This window comes from Nitrospirota bacterium (assembly GCA_016207905.1).
Classification (GTDB): Bacteria; Nitrospirota; Thermodesulfovibrionia; order Thermodesulfovibrionales; family JdFR-86; genus JACQZC01.
Genome location: JACQZC010000079.1, coordinates 1 through 17,240, shown reverse-complemented (window position 1 = coordinate 17,240; position 17,240 = coordinate 1). Strand labels below are relative to the sequence as shown.

General features: G+C 45.4%; 13 protein-coding genes. All 13 read left to right on the top strand.

All coding sequences use genetic code 11. The annotated features are described in order from the left end of the window. The first annotated feature begins 153 nt into the window (after nt 1–153). The 13 genes from HY805_09545 (at nt 154) to HY805_09485 (ending at nt 16,832) form a co-directional block, all read left to right on the top strand. On the top strand, nt 154–1,707 hold the full coding sequence (locus HY805_09545; protein ID MBI4824452.1) for a GHKL domain-containing protein: 1,554 nt from the start codon (nt 154–156) through the stop codon (nt 1,705–1,707). Beyond that, nucleotides 1,708–3,048: a sigma-54-dependent Fis family transcriptional regulator gene (locus HY805_09540; protein MBI4824451.1), complete on the top strand. Its 1,341-nt coding sequence runs from the start codon at nt 1,708–1,710 to the stop codon at nt 3,046–3,048. A 214-nt stretch (nt 3,049–3,262) separates the two neighbouring features. Next, nucleotides 3,263–3,766, top strand: a complete 504-nt coding sequence (locus tag HY805_09535; GenBank protein MBI4824450.1) for a hypothetical protein — start codon at nt 3,263–3,265, stop codon at nt 3,764–3,766. Next, complete coding sequence (locus HY805_09530) at nt 3,766–4,683, top strand: sulfite exporter TauE/SafE family protein (GenBank protein ID MBI4824449.1); 918 nt, start codon at nt 3,766–3,768, stop codon at nt 4,681–4,683. The genes HY805_09535 and HY805_09530 overlap by 1 nt, the downstream gene beginning before the upstream one ends. Continuing rightward, nucleotides 4,683–5,462 carry a TIGR02186 family protein gene (locus tag HY805_09525; protein ID MBI4824448.1) on the top strand — a complete coding sequence of 260 codons (780 nt, stop codon included), beginning with the start codon at nt 4,683–4,685 and terminating at the stop codon, nt 5,460–5,462. Before HY805_09530 ends, HY805_09525 begins: the two co-directional genes overlap by 1 nt. Before the next feature lies 1 nt (nt 5,463). Continuing rightward, entirely contained in the window at nt 5,464–6,321 is an 858-nt protein-coding gene (locus HY805_09520; GenBank protein ID MBI4824447.1) for a universal stress protein, read from the top strand. Nucleotides 6,322–6,324: 3 nt separating this feature from the next. After that, nucleotides 6,325–6,744 carry a universal stress protein gene (locus tag HY805_09515; protein MBI4824446.1) on the top strand — a complete coding sequence of 140 codons (420 nt, stop codon included), beginning with the start codon at nt 6,325–6,327 and terminating at the stop codon, nt 6,742–6,744. Nucleotides 6,745–7,133: 389 nt separating this feature from the next. After that, nucleotides 7,134–8,252, top strand: coding sequence for an NADH:flavin oxidoreductase (locus HY805_09510; protein ID MBI4824445.1), 1,119 nt, complete (start codon nt 7,134–7,136; stop codon nt 8,250–8,252). Nucleotides 8,253–8,341: 89 nt separating this feature from the next. Next, nucleotides 8,342–9,997, top strand: a complete 1,656-nt coding sequence (gene glgP, locus HY805_09505; GenBank protein MBI4824444.1) for an alpha-glucan family phosphorylase — start codon at nt 8,342–8,344, stop codon at nt 9,995–9,997. Nucleotides 9,998–10,127: 130 nt separating this feature from the next. Next, complete coding sequence (locus HY805_09500) at nt 10,128–10,766, top strand: prepilin-type N-terminal cleavage/methylation domain-containing protein (GenBank protein ID MBI4824443.1); 639 nt, start codon at nt 10,128–10,130, stop codon at nt 10,764–10,766. After that, nucleotides 10,767–11,330 carry a prepilin-type N-terminal cleavage/methylation domain-containing protein gene (locus HY805_09495; protein MBI4824442.1) on the top strand — a complete coding sequence of 188 codons (564 nt, stop codon included), beginning with the start codon at nt 10,767–10,769 and terminating at the stop codon, nt 11,328–11,330. Then, nucleotides 11,330–15,085: a prepilin-type N-terminal cleavage/methylation domain-containing protein gene (locus HY805_09490; protein ID MBI4824441.1), complete on the top strand. Its 3,756-nt coding sequence runs from the start codon at nt 11,330–11,332 to the stop codon at nt 15,083–15,085. Before HY805_09495 ends, HY805_09490 begins: the two co-directional genes overlap by 1 nt. A gap of 16 nt (nt 15,086–15,101) precedes the next feature. Continuing rightward, on the top strand, nt 15,102–16,832 hold the full coding sequence (locus HY805_09485; GenBank protein MBI4824440.1) for a pilus assembly PilX N-terminal domain-containing protein: 1,731 nt from the start codon (nt 15,102–15,104) through the stop codon (nt 16,830–16,832). The last annotated feature ends 408 nt before the right edge of the window (nt 16,833–17,240 follow it).

Genomic DNA, 17,240 nt, shown 5'->3' with positions numbered 1-17,240 from the left:
CAGGCTAAAACCCCTTGCCTTCAACTCCGTTATCCTGTCCCTCTCTTCCAAATTAAGTTGCTTATATCGTCTCTCCATAAACACTTAGGGTAACTCCTTCGTAGCCCCAAGTGTTGCACTTCCTCATTGAACTGGCGTATAATAAAATACGATATGACGCTCAGAAAGAAAATAACGCTCGGTTTTGTCTTAAGCAGCTCTATAATAGCCTTTCTCGTTTTGTTCGGATATCTGAATTTCATCGAGATCAGAAAAGAGATACGGTTTCTCGAACTGTCGGATTCCATCCGGAGCAAGACCCTTCAGTTGAGGCGACATGAAAAGAATTATTTCCTCTACAGGAATCCGAAAGAACTCGAAGCCGTCTATGTCTACTTAAAGGGAATAAATGCGCTTCTTAGAGAAAGTGATTCGTCGGGAAGCGGCAGGAAGCTTCAGGCGATGAAGGCCACTATTGATAAATATGAACAAAGGTTTAACAGGATAGAGAACATTGTAGCGGAACTATGGCATGAACTTTCGGAAATCAATAAATCCCGAAGGCAAAATCCCATCTTTTTATGGCTTATAGAAGGGGCGTCTCTGGAAAGCCCTCTCATAAGCGCCGAGGCGCTTCAGAAATTATATTCTCTCCCCGATAACCATAGTACGATTAAAAATCTCAATGCCCTTGACATAGAGATTAGCATCCTCAGGAAGCTTGGGGAAGAGATGATTGATTTTTCCAAAGAGTTCGATAAAACTGCAAGGACAAAGGCCAACAGGGCCGTATATTTATCACAGGCCATGATGTTGTTTGCGCTACCGCTTTTTCTCCTTATAGGCCTCGGAATCTCTCTGATGATAAGCCGTGGGATTATAAGGCGGATGAGTATTCTGACAAAAGCCGTGGAGGAGGCATCCGAGGGGAATTTTACATATATTTCGGGTTTTGGCAAGCTCAAGGGCAAGGACGAAGTGGATGTCCTGATACAGAGATTCAATTACATGGAGGAACGGCTTCAAGAAAAGGAAAAGGATCTCCTTGAGAGCAAAAAATTAGTAGCCATCGGTGCTCTGGCATCCGGTGTGGCCCATGAGATCAATAACCCGTTAAGCAACATATACACCACTGCACAGAGGCTTAAGAAAAAAGCGGGAGACGAATATCCGCCTTTTATCGTGAAGGGTCTGGATGACATATTCGATCAGACAGTGAGGGTTAAGAGTATCGTGGGCGAACTCCTTGAGTTTGCCCGGAGCAGGGAGCCCCAGTCCCGCAAGATAGAATTGAACGAACTGATAAGGAGTGCGTATTCTCAGATATCGGATGTTGTTGGACTCGAGAGGGTCAGGTTTTCGCTGGAATCCTTCAGCGATAAAATAGATATCTCCGTTGACCCCGAGCAGATGGAGCGGGTGTTTATAAATCTTTTCAAAAATGCCGTCGAGGCGATGTCCGGCGAGGGATCCCTTACCGCAAGCATGCAACCCGACCATAAGCTGAATACCCTCATAATAAGGATTGCGGATACCGGAAAGGGCATGTCTCAGGAAACCATCGAGAAAATATTCGAGCCTTTTTTCACTACAAAAGACAAGGGGACAGGATTGGGTCTTGCCATCGTTTATAATATCATCAGAAAGCATGGCGGAAATATTCAGGTAAAGAGCGCGGAAGGGAAAGGTACCACTTTCGTTATCACGCTGCCATTAAAAGAGGAATAGATGGCATTAAGAATCATGGTGGCCGAGGACGAAGAGATCACCCTCAATAACATTCTCGACACTTTGAAAGAAGAAGGATACTTTGCCGAAGGGACGAAGGACGGCATCGATGCGCTGGAGAAGCTTCAAAAAAGCCCTTACGACATCGTCATAACCGATATCAAGATGCCGAGGATGGATGGGATAGAGCTTCTGGGGAAAGTAAAAGAAAAGCACCCCGACACCGAGGTGATAATCATCACCGGCTACGGGAGCATAAGTTCGGCCGTAGAAGCGATGAAAAAGGGCGCATACGATTACATCACAAAGCCTTTTGACCTTGACGACCTTGTCATGAGGGTTAAAAAAATCGAAAAGCTGGAAACACTTAAAAAGGAAAATATTGCCTTGAAGACTTATTTCGATATAGACAAGAAGCTGACTATCATCGCAAAAAGCGAAGGCATGAAAAAGGTTCTCGATTCGGTTGAAAGCATAAAGGGTTCTGACTTTAATGTGCTTCTTACGGGTGAAACCGGGGTCGGGAAGACCCTCATTGCCAAGGCAATACACCTCACAAGCGATAGAAAAGAAAGGCCGTTTCTTTCGCTTAACTGCGCGACATTTACAGAGGAGCTTCTTTCAAGCGAGCTATTCGGATACGAAAAAGGCGCCTTTACAGGGGCCCTGTCCGCCAAGAAGGGACTCGTCGAGATTGCGGACACAGGAACCCTTTTTCTCGATGAGATTACAGATCTCACGCCCGCCCTTCAGGCAAAGCTTTTGAAGATCCTCGAAGAGGGGGAATTTTACAGGGTTGGCGGCACAATGCCGCTGAAAGCGGATGTTCGGTTTATAGCCGCAACAAACCAGAATCTCAAATCCCTTATCGCAGAGGGCAGGTTTAGGGAAGACCTTTATTACAGGCTGAATGTGATGGAAATATTCATCCCGCCGTTAAGGGAAAGGAGGGAAGACATAAAGCCCCTGAGTGCACATTTTCTTCAGAAACATCTTCCGAGATCCAACAAGAAGATAAAGGGCTTTTCCGAGGAGGCAATAGAAATCATTTTAAATTACTGTTACCCTGGCAATATAAGAGAGCTTGAGAATATAATCGAAAGGGCGATCATCCTTGAAAAAAGCCAGTTGATAACGCCCGAAAGCCTGCCATCCGGCATACGGGAATTAGAGATAGAAACTATAGACCCGAATAAAATAAAAACCGTTGACGATGTTGTAAAGGAATATGCGGAGAAGGTCGTCGCAATGCTCGGCGGCAATAAGTCAAGAGGGGCAGAAATTCTCGGCATCTCAAGAACCAGCCTCTGGAAAATCCTGAAAGAAGACAGAGACCGCTAAGCCGAACTGTTCATATTATAAACACTTGCCTCTGCTTAGCTCTCATGGCCTAATTATCGCAATGTATCAATTAGTTACCAGCGTAATAGAAGTATCTCGCTTATGTTCATAATATAAACACTCCCCGGCTCCAACCTTAAATAATCCCATAAATTCAATGACTTATATTCAGGCACTCTTTGTGCTTTATCCCTCTAAGTAGGGAGCTATAAAAATGGGAAGGAATCTGTTGGTAGTAAGTTCTTCGGCAGGCATTTCGGATGACAGCCTTTCATATGCCCTTGAACTGGTCAAGATGACCCGGAGGGGTATGGCGGTACTGATGGTCTATAGGAAAAAATTATCCGAAAGGTTCGAGGATTTTATGACGGCAGTTACTTTTGCCGAGGCAAACGAGGATGAAACGGCAAGGGAGATGTTGAAAGACAAGGCATCCAAGAAAGACGAAGAAAAACAACTGCACGATATTAAGGAAAAGTGCAAGGATTCGGGCATCACCCTGAATATATTTGCGGTTTCGGACGACATCCCTTCGGCTGTAAGAGATTTGTTAAAGCAGGACAAAAGCATAGACTTGGTCCTTCTGGGCACTGATATCACGGGGAACGGCATGGCTGTAAGAGACCTTAAAAAACTTTTAAAAATCGTATCGGTGCCGATTGTCACTTTGGCGAGACTAAACAAAACACATATGAATAAACAAGTGGAGGCTGCTTAATGTTTCTTTATCTTCCTGTGGCACTGACCAGTATTAACATTCTTATACCTGTAGGGCTGGGTCTCGCAGTAGGACTCCTTTCGGGTTTATTCGGCGTTGGCGGAGGGTTTTTGATGACGCCCCTACTTATCATGCTCGGAATCCCTTCGACCGTTGCCGCTGCCACGGACTCAAACCAAATAGTGGCCGCATCCACATCCGGGACATACGCCCACTGGAAAGTAGGCAATGTGGATTTCAAGATGGGATTATATCTCCTGATAGGAGGTTTCGTTGGCGGGCTTTTAGGGGTTCAGAGTGTCAATGTCCTAAGGGCGATGGGCAATGCGGATTTCGTTATAAAGATGACATATGTGCTTATGCTCGGCATCGTAGGCACTTATATGTTCATTGAGAGCCTCTCGAGCTTAAGGAAAAAAGAAATACTCAAAGAAGAACCGAAGGGAGAATCGAAAACAACAAGGTTTCTGCGGTCTCTGCCGTTTCAAACGCATTTTGAGAAGTCCGGGGTCACTCACTCTGCCCTCCTGCCGATAATTTTCGGAAGCATCGTGGGAGTGCTGGCCGCCATAATGGGCGTGGGCGGCGGGTTTATCATGGTGCCGGTTATGGTATATCTTCTCCGAATGCCCATGCATGTAGTGGTTGGAACGAGTCTTTTTCAGGTGCTATTTACCTGCATAGAGGTCACATTCCTTCAGGCATATACCAACCACACGGTGGATTTTGTTTTGGCGGTGCTTCTCCTTTTTGGCTCTACCATAGGAGCGCAGGTAGGGGCGGTTTTCGGAAGAAAGCTAAATGGCGAGCAACTAAAGATACTCCTTGCCGCGATCGTGCTCATCGTAACCGTAAAGATCATCTTCGAGCTTACGCTCACACCCTCAATACTTTTGGCACAGGCTGGAGGTCATTAATGAAAACATTATTAAAAGCGGCGGCTTATCTCATAGTGGGCGTAATTCTTCTTGTGGCATCGCATAAGGCAGAGGCCAACCTGACTTTGAAGGCAAATCATGACCACATAAAAGTGGATTTCTTCTATCATGGAAGCACCGTGACCGTCAGCGGTCAATCCGAGCTGGACTCCGACCTGATAATCAAGATTTCCTCTCCGGAAGGGCATCAGGGCTTTAAGAAAAAGGGCAAGGCCGCAGGTTTTTTGTGGATGAACCTTGGCGAAATCAACTTCGACCACGCGCCGAATCTCTATTTCCTCCACAGCACAAAAAGGCTCCAAGAGATGCTCAGCCCCGAGGAAGCCGATGCCAACACCATCGGTTATTCCGCCATTGGGAAGCATATGGAGATAACCCCTGTCAAGGACGAAACCGAGAGGGCGAACTGGTTTGAGGAGTTCGTAAAGTTCAAGGAGTCGTCAAGGCTTTACTACACCTCGACGGGAAATATAGCCTTATCACAGGAAAAAGGCACTCAGGACTTCTCCATAAAGCTCGACTGGCCCTATGAGGCTTCGCCCGGAAATTATACCGTCACGGTCTATGCCGTTAAGGACAATCATATAGTCGAGAAGGCGGAAACGCCGGTGCTCGTGGAGCAAGTGGGGCTTATAAAGTTTCTTGCGGGAATGGCAAAGGAAAACGGCGCGCTTTACGGGATAATATCGATAGCCATTGCGCTCGGGGCGGGTTTTGGCGTGGGCCTAATATTCAGGAAGGGCGGAGGCGCGCACTAATATGTTTAAGAATATTATAGTTGGCTTCGACGATTCCGAATATAGTAAGGCGGCTCTCGTCGAGGTCTCTAACTGGGTCAAAAGACATGGGGGAAATATCACCCTTGTTAATGCCGCGTACTTCGACCCCGAAGAGTTTGGCATAGCTCCCGACCAGATTGAGCGGAGGGTCGAGTTTGGCAAAAAAATCTGCTACCAGGCAAAAGAGAGGTATTCGGCGGAGTTTGGAATCGAGATAGACTCTTTCATATGCGAAGGCGAGGCCCCCCATGTAATCATAGATGTGGCAAAAGGCAAAGGCGCTGACCTCATAGCTATGGGCACATACGGCAGAAAGGGCATTAAAAGGCTGATAATGGGGAGCGTGACATCAAGCGTGATTCTGGATGCCCCGTGCGATGTCTTTGTTGTTAAGCGGCCTTGTGTCGAATGCACTGGAGAGTACAAATCCATTCTGGTTCCCTTTGACGGCTCCGAGACCGGAAAGAAAGCCATTGGCAGGGCTTTTGATTTCACAAGGTTTAATCCCACATCTATAACCGTGCTTTATGTCATACCGCGGTATGAGGAAATGGTCGAGTTCTTCATGACCGTCTCAATCCGGAAAAGGCTCCTCGAAGAGGCGAAGAAGATTATCGACGAGGCTGAAAAGATGGCATCTGAAAACGACGTACTGATCAACTCTATCGTCGAAGAAGGGCATGCGGGAGAAAGGATAGTTGTGACGGCTAAGAAAATCAAGAGCGACATTATCGTCATGGGAAGCAGCGGATGGCGTGGGCTCGATAAGGCGGTAATCGGCAGCACCGCCGAAAGTGTAATCGCGAATGCCCCGGTGCCGGTGCTTGTGGTTAGGTAGAGCATGAAGGGTTGCAGGAAGGTTCTGATAGCCGTAAACGGCTCGCTCGATGTCTTAAGGCATGGTCTTAAGCTTGCAAGCGACGAGAAAAGCTGGATAACCGTCATTAAGGTAATTCCCCCTTATGAGGGCGATTTAGACCTTACCGGAGTCAAGAACATCGAAGATGTATTGAATTCGGGTATTTCCAGCTCCCTTTCCGAGGTTGAAGGCATTGCTGGCGAGGAAGGGGTTTTTGTCAAGGTGAGGGTCGAAGAAGGCGATATCCCCGAGAGGATAAAATCCGCTGCCTTGGAGGAAAGATGCGACATCATAATAATGGGAGAAGGCAGTCGAAAAGGGATAAAAAAGCTCTTCGGCGGAGGCGTCCTAAACAAGGTCCTCCAGAATGCCCCGTGCCCGGTGCTTGTGGTAAAAAGTTGAGCCACAAGATTGCTGATAGCCATGTCTTTTAGACCTCTGTCTTTTCCTTTCAGGGGTTAGTTTTATGGGCTGGCCGAGAATGTGAAATAAGAACTACCTGTAAACGCTTCCCCTGAAATCAACGACATCAACCCGATAATCATTTTTGCCGTCATTCTGATGGGTTAGGTGGATGATTCGGAAATAGACCACAGGTTCTGCCTCGCCCCTTAGGGTTCTAAACCTGCCACATTCGGGGAGCTTTTCTTTTTCAGATTTTTACCCCTGAAACTTATTGATTTTTTTCTTGCAATTTTGCATTTTAAATGCAATCTGGATATTTAATTCTTGTCTGAGGAGTGTGACCCTTCTTTGCGTGGCATGGTAAAATCTAAAGATAAGGAGGATTTATGCTATTTGAGCCATTTTCGTTTTCAGGACTTACCCTTCCTAATAGCATTGTCCGTGCCGCAACCTATGAGAAGAGGGCAGACGAAGACGGTTTTGTCACGGACTTCCTGATAGAGATGTACGAAGACCTCACAAGAGGTGGAAGTGCGATGCTCATTACAGGCATTGCACTAATTCATCCATCAGGCAGGTCTCATCCAAAGATGCTCTGCATCCATAGCGACATTTACATCAATGGCTTAAGACGCCTTACGGATTCTGTCCATAGACTTGGAGGCGTCATTACAGTTCAGCTTACCCATGGAGGCAGGCAATGCCCCTTACTTCTTCTGGGTGGTGCTGAGCCTATTGCGCCTTCTTCGGTGTATGACCCATCGTCAAAGACACTTCCTAAGGCAATGACAGATGCCGAGATATGGAAGATTATCGATGCCTTTGGGGAGGCAGGAAGAAGGGCACAGATTTCAGGGTTTGATGCACTGGAGATTCATGCCGCACATGGCTACCTGTTAAGCAGTTTCCTTTCGCCACATACGAATATCAGGGACGACTACTGGGGAGGAGATGAAGAAAGACGCTTTCACTTTGTAGAGGAGGTCTATAAGGTAATAAGAAACTCTGTAGGAGAAGACTACCCTGTGCTCATAAAGCTCAATTCGGATGACCTCCTTTTAGATGGGATTAAGCCTGATGAGGCTCTAAGGATTGCAAGTAGGCTCGAGGCATTGGGCATCGATGCTATCGAGATAAGCTCGGGAATGAGGGAATCCCGAATTAAGACTTCAAGACCTGATATCAAGACAGTTAGCGAGGAGGCTTATCTCAGAGATTCAGGCGGGCTTTTTAAAGGCAAGCTCAGAACGCCTGTTATACTTACAGGAGGAATGCGCTCAAAGGCAGTAATGGAGGATGTCCTTACCAAAGGAGAGGCAGACCTCATTGGCATCTCAAGACCACTCATAAGAGAGCCGAATCTTCCAAATCTAATGAAAGAGGGCAAAGAAGGGGCAGACTGCATATCCTGTAATGGCTGTATGAATTTTAATAAATTAGATTTCGTAAAATGCACTGAGAGGATTTCAAACCTAAGCGGAAAAGGAGTAAACCCCCAGAAATAAGGGGTCTGTGATAGAATAATCAGACTATGGCTATTAATAACCATGAGATAACAGAGTTTCTGAAAGAGCCCAGAATTGCCTATTTCTCCATGGAGATAGGCATACACAATGACATCCACACTTATAGCGGGGGCCTCGGAGTCTTAGCAGGAGATACCCTCAGGTCTGCATCTGATATGAAACTGCCAATGATTGCAGTAACTCTTTTAAGCAGAAAGGGATATTTCGAGCAGGATATAGATAGCACAGGAGCCCAGACAGAGCATCCTGCCGAGTGGGAGCCTAAAAAGTTCATGTCCCTTTTGCCTGAGAAGGTTTTCCTAAGATTAGAGGGCAGGGAGGTTGCCATACAGGCATGGCTTTATGTAGAGAAAAGCATAACTGGCGGAAAATTGCCGATTCTGTTTTTAGACACAGACATCGACACCAATATCCCTAAAGACAGGGAACTTACACATTACCTTTATGGCGGAGATGAAAGGTACAGGCTTAAGCAGGAGGCAATATTGGGCATAGGTGGAGTGAGAATGCTCTATAAGCTTGGATTCGAGATAAAAAAATATCATATGAACGAGGGTCATGCAAGTTTTCTTACAATCGAGCTTCTTCAGGAATATAAAAGGGACATAGAGGAGGTGTGGGATGAGGACCTCGTATGGGACATACCAAAGGTTAGGGATCTTTGCGTGTTTACGACCCATACGCCTATCGAGGCAGGGCACGACAGGTTCTCCTATGAGCTTGTATCCGATGTGCTCGGTGAGGTCATTCCCAGTAAGATTCTTAAAAGGTTGGCAGGCGAAAACAAGCTTAATATGACCCTCCTTGGACTCAACCTGAGCGAATACATCAACGGAGTGGCAAAAAAACACAGGGATGTCTCGATGGGTATGTTTCCGGGATATGAGATTTCCTCTATAACAAACGGTGTTCACTCCTATACATGGACATGTGAGTCTCTAAGAGAGCTTTATGACAAATACATCCCTGGCTGGGCTAATGAACCTGAGCTTTTTGTCAGAGTAGAGCGTATACCTAACGATGAGCTCTGGTCTGCGCACATGCGAGCTAAAAAAGCCTTGATTGACTATGTAAAAAGCGAAACAGGTATTCAGATGGACTACGAGACCCTTACTATTGGGTTTGCAAGAAGGGCGGCTGCATACAAAAGAGCAGACCTCCTTTTCAGGGACCTTGGCAGGCTCGAGAGAATTGGCACAGGGAAAATACAGATAATCTATGCAGGCAAGGCACATCCTAAGGATAATCCCGGAAAATCCCTTATAAAACACATCTTTGAGTGTAAGGCTGCCCTTAAAGGTAAGATAAACATTGCCTACCTTAAAAACTACGATATGCAGATTGCCCTTAAAATGGTCTCAGGTGTTGACCTCTGGCTTAATACACCTCAAAGACCCCTCGAGGCGTCCGGAACATCGGGTATGAAGGCATCGCATAATGGAGTCATAAACTTCAGCGTCTTAGACGGATGGTGGATAGAAGGACATATAGAGGACTATACAGGCTGGTCAATAGGACAGGCAGGTGTGACGCCGGGTGTTTCAAGCGACGAGCAGGATGTAGAGGACCTTTACCAGAAACTGCAAAATGTCATCATCCCTCGGTTCTATAATGACAGACACACATGGATAAAAATGATGGAGAATGCCATCGGCAAAAACGCCTATTACTTCAACACCCATAGAATGATGCGCCGATATGTCACCGAGGCATACATAAGATAGTATGTAATCGGTTACATAGAAGTGGAAATGGATTACATAGTTTTAATTCCCTTCTGCCCTTCCTGTTAGGGAGGCAGTGGGATATTGAATCATGGAATGGTTTTTGCTATATTAAAGGCAGAGGCAAGATATGAGGATTAAAAGAAAGGCAGATAGAGGCGTTACGCTCATAGAGCTTGTAGTCGTTATCCTTATTATCGGGATAATCGCTGGGCTTGGAACAGAGTATCTTATAGGGTTTCGCTCCAAATACAGGATTGATACCTCTGCTAAGGATATGGCAGGCAGGCTGAGGCTGGCAAAAACATTATGCATCTCAAAGAACATGTCTGTTACTACAATCTTTAACACACTAGATGACTCGTATTACTCGTTTTTAGATGCCAGCAACCTTGGCGCATGGGATTCAGGAGAGGAATATGTCAATTTAGATAGTGGAGCTGTAAGCGCATACAATATCTCGTTAAAGGAGATGCACACAGATGTTAGTATGTATAATGCAGTCTTTGGCGGTCGGGCTTCAATCACAGTATCCCCACCCTCAGGACTGCCTAATGTAACCATGTTTCCTCCGTCCTTAACAAATGGTGTGGTCTGCATGAGCACAGAGATAGACACCGACGGAGGAAATGACGATTTTGAATACAGGAGGCTCACCGTAACCCCTGTAACAGGCAGGATAAAGCTCTGGAGAGGAAAAAGCGGCGACATAAACAGGGCTACTCCTGAGTGTGCTCCTCCTAACTACACAAACTGGGAAGAGCAATAGATGAATAAACCTAAACTTAATAAGGATGGCTTTAGCTTAGTGGAGCTTATGATAGCCATGACAATACTTGCCTATGGCTTACTTGCAGTTGCCCAGATGCAAGTCATTGCCATAAGAGGCAACACTGACTCAGGCAGGCTGGCTGAGGCAACAAACTTCCTTCAGGAAAAATTAGAAGAGTTCAGACAGCCCTCTGCCTTTTTTATAACCAGAACTGCTACGGGATTTGCCAATCAAGCAACAGTTAACGACCTTACAAACAATAAGACCACTAACGATGCGCAGCTCGACTGTGCATCTAATACCGAGCCCGGCTGTGCCGGCTATGAGCCCGACTGGACGGAGACACTTCCCCCCCCCACCACACCGAATCCAAGAGGTAATACATATACGAGGATTGTAAATGTCAGAAATATCTGTGAAGACAGCGATGCTCCCCCATGCAATAACGAGGAGGCACTGGCGAAAGAAGTAAATGTAATAATCACATGGACAGAAGGGGGTATAGCTCACAAGATATCCTCACGGACATTAGTAACAGGAAAGGACAGGGAGTTCTTCTAATGAGTATAAAGACCCTAAGAAACAAAAGAGGCGTTACGCTTGTAGAGCTTTTAGTAGTTATCTCCATACTTACAATAGTAATCGGACTTATATACGGAATTTTCATAAGCCAGATGCGCTCTAAATTCTGGCAGGACCAGGTACTTACCATGCAGCAGGAGATGAGAACAGGCATGGACATGCTTGTCAACGAGCTCAGGATTGCAAATGAGATTACAAGAAATATCGGAAGTTATACTTATAACGGAAGTATTTCATTTGCGAATGTGCTTTTTACAGCAGATGTCGATGCAGATGACTATCTTGACTGGGTGCTTTATACATATAACGGCACAGACAAACAACTGCTAAGGAAAAGTGGAAATATTGGCGCTTCAGCCCCTCTTAATGACCCCAATGACACAGGTAATCCATTACAGGTGATTGCCGATGGTATAACTAATGTCACCCTCATTTATTATGATGCCTCTGACTCTCCAATGAACTATAATGTTCAAACCGGAGCCATCACATCGCTTGACCAGAACACTTTAGGCGATATAAGGCGCATAAAGGTCTCCATAACATCTGAGACCAAAAAGGTAAACCCGGAGACAGGCAATAAACTCAACAGGACATTAGAGACAAGCGTTAAACTTAGAGGGGAAAAGACATGGAAGGTCTCTGGTGCAGGCTGTGGAATCTTAGAGATGTCTATAGATAAGATTGACATTGCATTTTGTGACAATGAGATTGCCAATATCACTGTAAAAATCTGGGACTTAGAGAACCACAGAGTAGGCTATGACTACAAAGTCGGTGAGACCTATCCTTATGCGAACAATTCTAAGGTAAAGGTCTTTCCTAAGGGTGGAGAGCCTCTCACATTTTCACCCACTGATATAATAAATGTATCAACGACAACAGGCTCTACAATGATAAATAGCAGTGATATCAAGACCGCAGGAACTGCTATAGAGATTTTAGGCTCATGGAATCCTCCATCTCCCTGCACCTATGACATCCTGACCTCAAGAACAATAATAGTTAAAGCAGGCAAGCCATGGAAGATTGCCAAGATGGATGCGACCTCTACTTCTCTTAAAGGATGCTCAACAGGCTGTCCGGATCAGACATCAACAATCAAGGCACAGGTTACCGATAAATGCGGAAATCCGATGAATGGCTTTGGACTCAAATTTGATATTACGAATGCAGGAAGTTTTTCGGATTCGTCTCTACTTACATCTACCATTTTAAACACAGATTCAAGTGGCTATACCACTGTCATATATTATGCTCCTGATACTTTCACATCTGGAACGAATCCGGCACGCATAACAGTTAGCGACCCTGTGGATGAAGATTCTCTAAAGGACCTGAACTCAGGAGAGGCATCTGACAAGTCAAAGTCCTTGACTATAACCCTTTCTCCATGCGATGCAAAATACCTTATAGAGAACTCAAGCCCCTTTGCTATAGCCACTACAGAATGCCCAAATAAATCCTTTGGACTTAATTTTAGGGTAACAGATGCCTGTGGCAACCCAAGAGAAGGAGAGTTAGGAAACCTAAAGGCAGTCCTTTCAAGAAACAAGGCAGGGGAGAGTGTCTCTTTGACAAATCCCGATTTATATACTGTAATATACAATACACCCTCTGGGTGTGGGGATGGAAATGTGGACCCAACTATTACTCTATCTCATGACCCTGCTATTTCAAATACACTTTCAGCAGTTGTTAGCCTTGACCAGTGTCCTATGCCTGGGTTGGATGTGAGTATTTCAGACCCTGTTCCAGCAGAGGTTGTTCCCTGCTATCAGGCGCCAGCCACTATCAAGGCGGTTCTTAGGGACTCGGATAACTGTAGTCCATGGCCCGTGAAGGCTGAATTTACATTTGAAAATATAAATAAAACCAAAGGGGAGTCCTCTCCAGATATAGGAGGATTTAGCATAAGTAACTCTCCTTCTACTACGACCTCTACCCTTACGGTTACCGAGACCGATGGCACAGCTCAAGTTTATTTCTTTGGAAAAAATGACACTAACAAGGCATCGGTTGGCGATGAGCTTAAGGTTAGGGCTAAGGCAAAGATAATATACGACCCAGAAGCAGGGGCTTATGGCAGAGAATATAAAGACGGGCCAGATGGGACTTACTATGGCGACTTGGTACATAATCTTCTGGATGTCATTCCGCCCACTGTGGAAGCTAAGTTTATGGACAGCACTTATACCACTTCTCAGAGCAGTTTCTTCGTTAACTGCTCAGCCGGAGGAACTGCTTATTTCGAGATAAGGGATTGCGATTCAGGCAATCCCATATCAGTGCTGCTAAACAGTGTTGACATAAACGGAACTCAGAGGGATTCCGAGAAGATTAGCATCGATGAAAAATCTCCAGCGGGCTCAAGGGTCTTTCAGAGCTCATTGCCTGTGAGCATCACTACTGGAGCAGGCATAAATAACGGAACCCTTCTAATTAAAAACGGAGACTGGATACATGTGAAGTATACCGATGCCTCGGACAGCTCCATAAAGACTGCATCAGTCAGGGCAGGCGGATTTTCAGATAACCTTCAGGCAAGCAATGTATTTTCAAACGGTTGGGTAAACACTGCTTCTCATGCCTCACCTAACTGGCATCAGGGAGACTCATTCGGAAGCCAGTGGCTTGTATATAATGACGGCACTGACTTTGACAATGGCGCTACAAACCGGGGAGTCCTCAACTCACCTGTATTCAAGCTAAGCAGAGCCTCGGGAAATTACCTTACATTCCTCAGCTCTTTGGAAACCGAGTATTCATTTGGGTTCGACATTCTTAATAGTAATTCTTCGGACAGAAGGACAATACATATCAAGAGGGTTGAAGACGGCGTAAGTGTAAGGCTTGACCCTGATGCCTCATTGGCCGAAGATTCTAATTCTAAGACACGAAACCTTTTACACCCTGAAAATATTGCCATAGACCTGAATACTAAACTTGACAGCACATGGGAGGGAAAGGATGTTCAGGTCGCATTTATATTTAATACTGGGAGTGCGGACTCTAACCAGTATAAAGGCTGGTTTGTTGATAATGTCTTTATAGGCTGTGCGGGTGATATTACAGGGCCTGCGGCGCCTGTAATTAATGGCACGACCCTTACATCAGGCAAGGTTCAGATTGCATGGAGCAATGTTACAGATGCGGCTTATTATGCCCTTTATATAGACTCCCCTGACCCCAATGTTGTGAAAAGCACTTATGATGGAACGCTAACAACTAATTCCTGCACAGAGTCAGGAAAGGATAACTGCTATCAATACACGCCTCCTTCAAGCCTTAGCGGGACATATGATTTCTATATGATGGCATTGGATTCCTCTCTTAATCCGGGGAGTTTTTCGGCTAAATACACAGACACAAGCGAGTTGGTGCTTACTGCACAAATGACATGTTATGAAAAGGTCGCTTCCGGAGCAGAAGGTAAAAATAAGATTATGGTGAAGGGGAAAGTGAAAAATCTGGATGGAACCCTGATAAGCGATGCTAAAGTTAACTTTCAGGCTAAAGGGGACTCATCGTTAGCAACCGATACATGGTCATTGATTACAAATGCCTCAGGCGCTTATTGTGGGTCAAACGAATACCCAGATGATGGGACGAACCCGACGCCTTTCAGCAATACAGATAAACTTATAGAGACCTCGTTTCAGGCAACAAAGGCGGACTATACATCAAGCTCTCCTCAGCCGTTTGTTAACGAGCAGGCATGCACATGCCCATAAGTTAAAGGAGGATGCTATGGAAAAAAGACATTTAATAAATATGATAAAAGGCAATCAATCAGGCATGGCATTAGTAATAGCCCTCGTAATCCTTCTTGCCTTAACTGTGCTTGGAATCGGTGCAATTACCTCATCGAGCTTAGATATACTTATCTCAAGCAACGAGAGGATGAGCTTTGAGGCACTTCAGATAGCAGAGGCAGGCTCTGACAGGATTCTATCTGACCTCCTAAGGGATTTCTCCTCTGACACAGACCCAAATAAATGGGCGAATGGAAACTTCGTTACACTTATAAATGGACCGATAACCCTGAATCCTGATACATATTATAATTTTTCTCTTATTATTAATGATGTCATAGCAGACTCCGCTTGGATAACGAATGGAGTAGACCCGTATGGCGGCATCAAGCCACTCGGGGATAAGGCAGGTTACAATGTGCGAATCCTAAGGGATGCAAGTAAACCGGATGAGGTATATGCCCTTATAAGGGCATGGAGGGAAAGGGCTACTGCCAACCTGAATTTAGTAGGAGGTGTTTTGAGGGCTGACAAAAAAATCCTTCTTTATCTTAAGGCAGAGAATATCTCAATATGGGAAAACTCCATATTTTCAGGTGGTGGACAGGGAGGAAAGGTTATTACGGGAAATGTGAAGGTAATAGGTTCTGTCCATATCTTGGGAACTGGACAGGCAGGACAGGTGCTTGCTTTATCAGGAGATACGATAATCGGAAACAATTATGAAGCCGCAGGCACTGCATATAGCACCACTTTAAAGTACAGACTGCCTACTGAGGAAAAAGACTTGGAGGCAACGATAAGAATCAAAAACGGAATTGCCAATATCTCAGGCTCGGCTACATTTGGGGACAAAGAAACTAAGACAGATGGAAAAGACTTTCTTTCTGGAATCTATATTACAGATGGCTTTGGCAGCACTACAAGTGATAACACGCTTAAAAGTAATGTATTTGCGGATAATTATAGTTTTGACTCAAATGGAAGGACAGCACCTGATTACGACTTAGGGGATAAGGTTCAGATGCCTTCTCTTTCCGGAGAGCAGTTCAAAGACCCTGAAACAGGCGACCTTTATGCCAGTTATGTGGCGTATGTGGATGCCACTGCATTGGTGATTGAGCCAAATAATTGTGACCTCTCGCAAGCCACATTCACCTGTAAAAAACCTGCGGGGGGTGCAGTTGACTGTGTAACAGGATATGGCACAAATAAGTTTGGCTTTATCAATACATCATCAATACTTAATAGCATTTCAGTAACAGGTCTTGTGAAATTAAAAAACGACGGATGCACCGATGGTTTTACAATCGGAACGGGAGCAGGCAGTGACAATGAAAAAGATGCCTTATACTACACTGGAAAGGGAACTATCTACACCGATAAGAGCCTGACTATAAAACGCAGTGTAATGCCTTCAGGAGGTGCTGACCATAAATTTGCAACAAAAGATATCTTAGGCATTGTGACCACTGGCGAGATGATTATAGGCGGAAGCGGAGGTGACCCCGATCTTGAGCTCATGGGTGCATTGCTGAGCACGGGGAAGGTTACGGTAAAGCAGTCAGTTTCAATAGCAGGCACTATTGTGGCTGACCGTTTTACCATGGAGCAGGTGCCGACTATATTTGAGGTGCCTGCCTTGAGCAAGAACCTTCCAAAAGGCATGCCTGCCTCGGATGCGATTTACAATATATCCAAGATAAGAAGAAAAGAGCTTTACTGAAATATCACCCTCCCATTAATCCCATCCCCGACCCTTCGGGGAACACACCCCTGACCCCTCTTAATAGAGGGGAACACACCCCTACACTGAATAAGTTCAGACACATATGAGACAGAATGCGTCAATTAAAATCACCCTCCCCAAGCCCCTCCCGTCAAGGGAGGGGATAAAACAGAGGTCGTCATTCCCGAAGTCCTTAGTCGGGAATCCAAAGAGAGGTCGTCATTCCCGTCCCCGCCTTCGCGAGGATAAACTCCGGCGGGAATCCATTCTTCAGAAAGATGCCGAACAAGTCGGCATGACAGAGGGACAAGCCAGAATGATACCATGAAAAAGAAAATGCACCTCCCATATTACAGAGCGATAGCTTAAGCTATCCTTCTACGGGTTTTAAACCCAGAGCCTTTT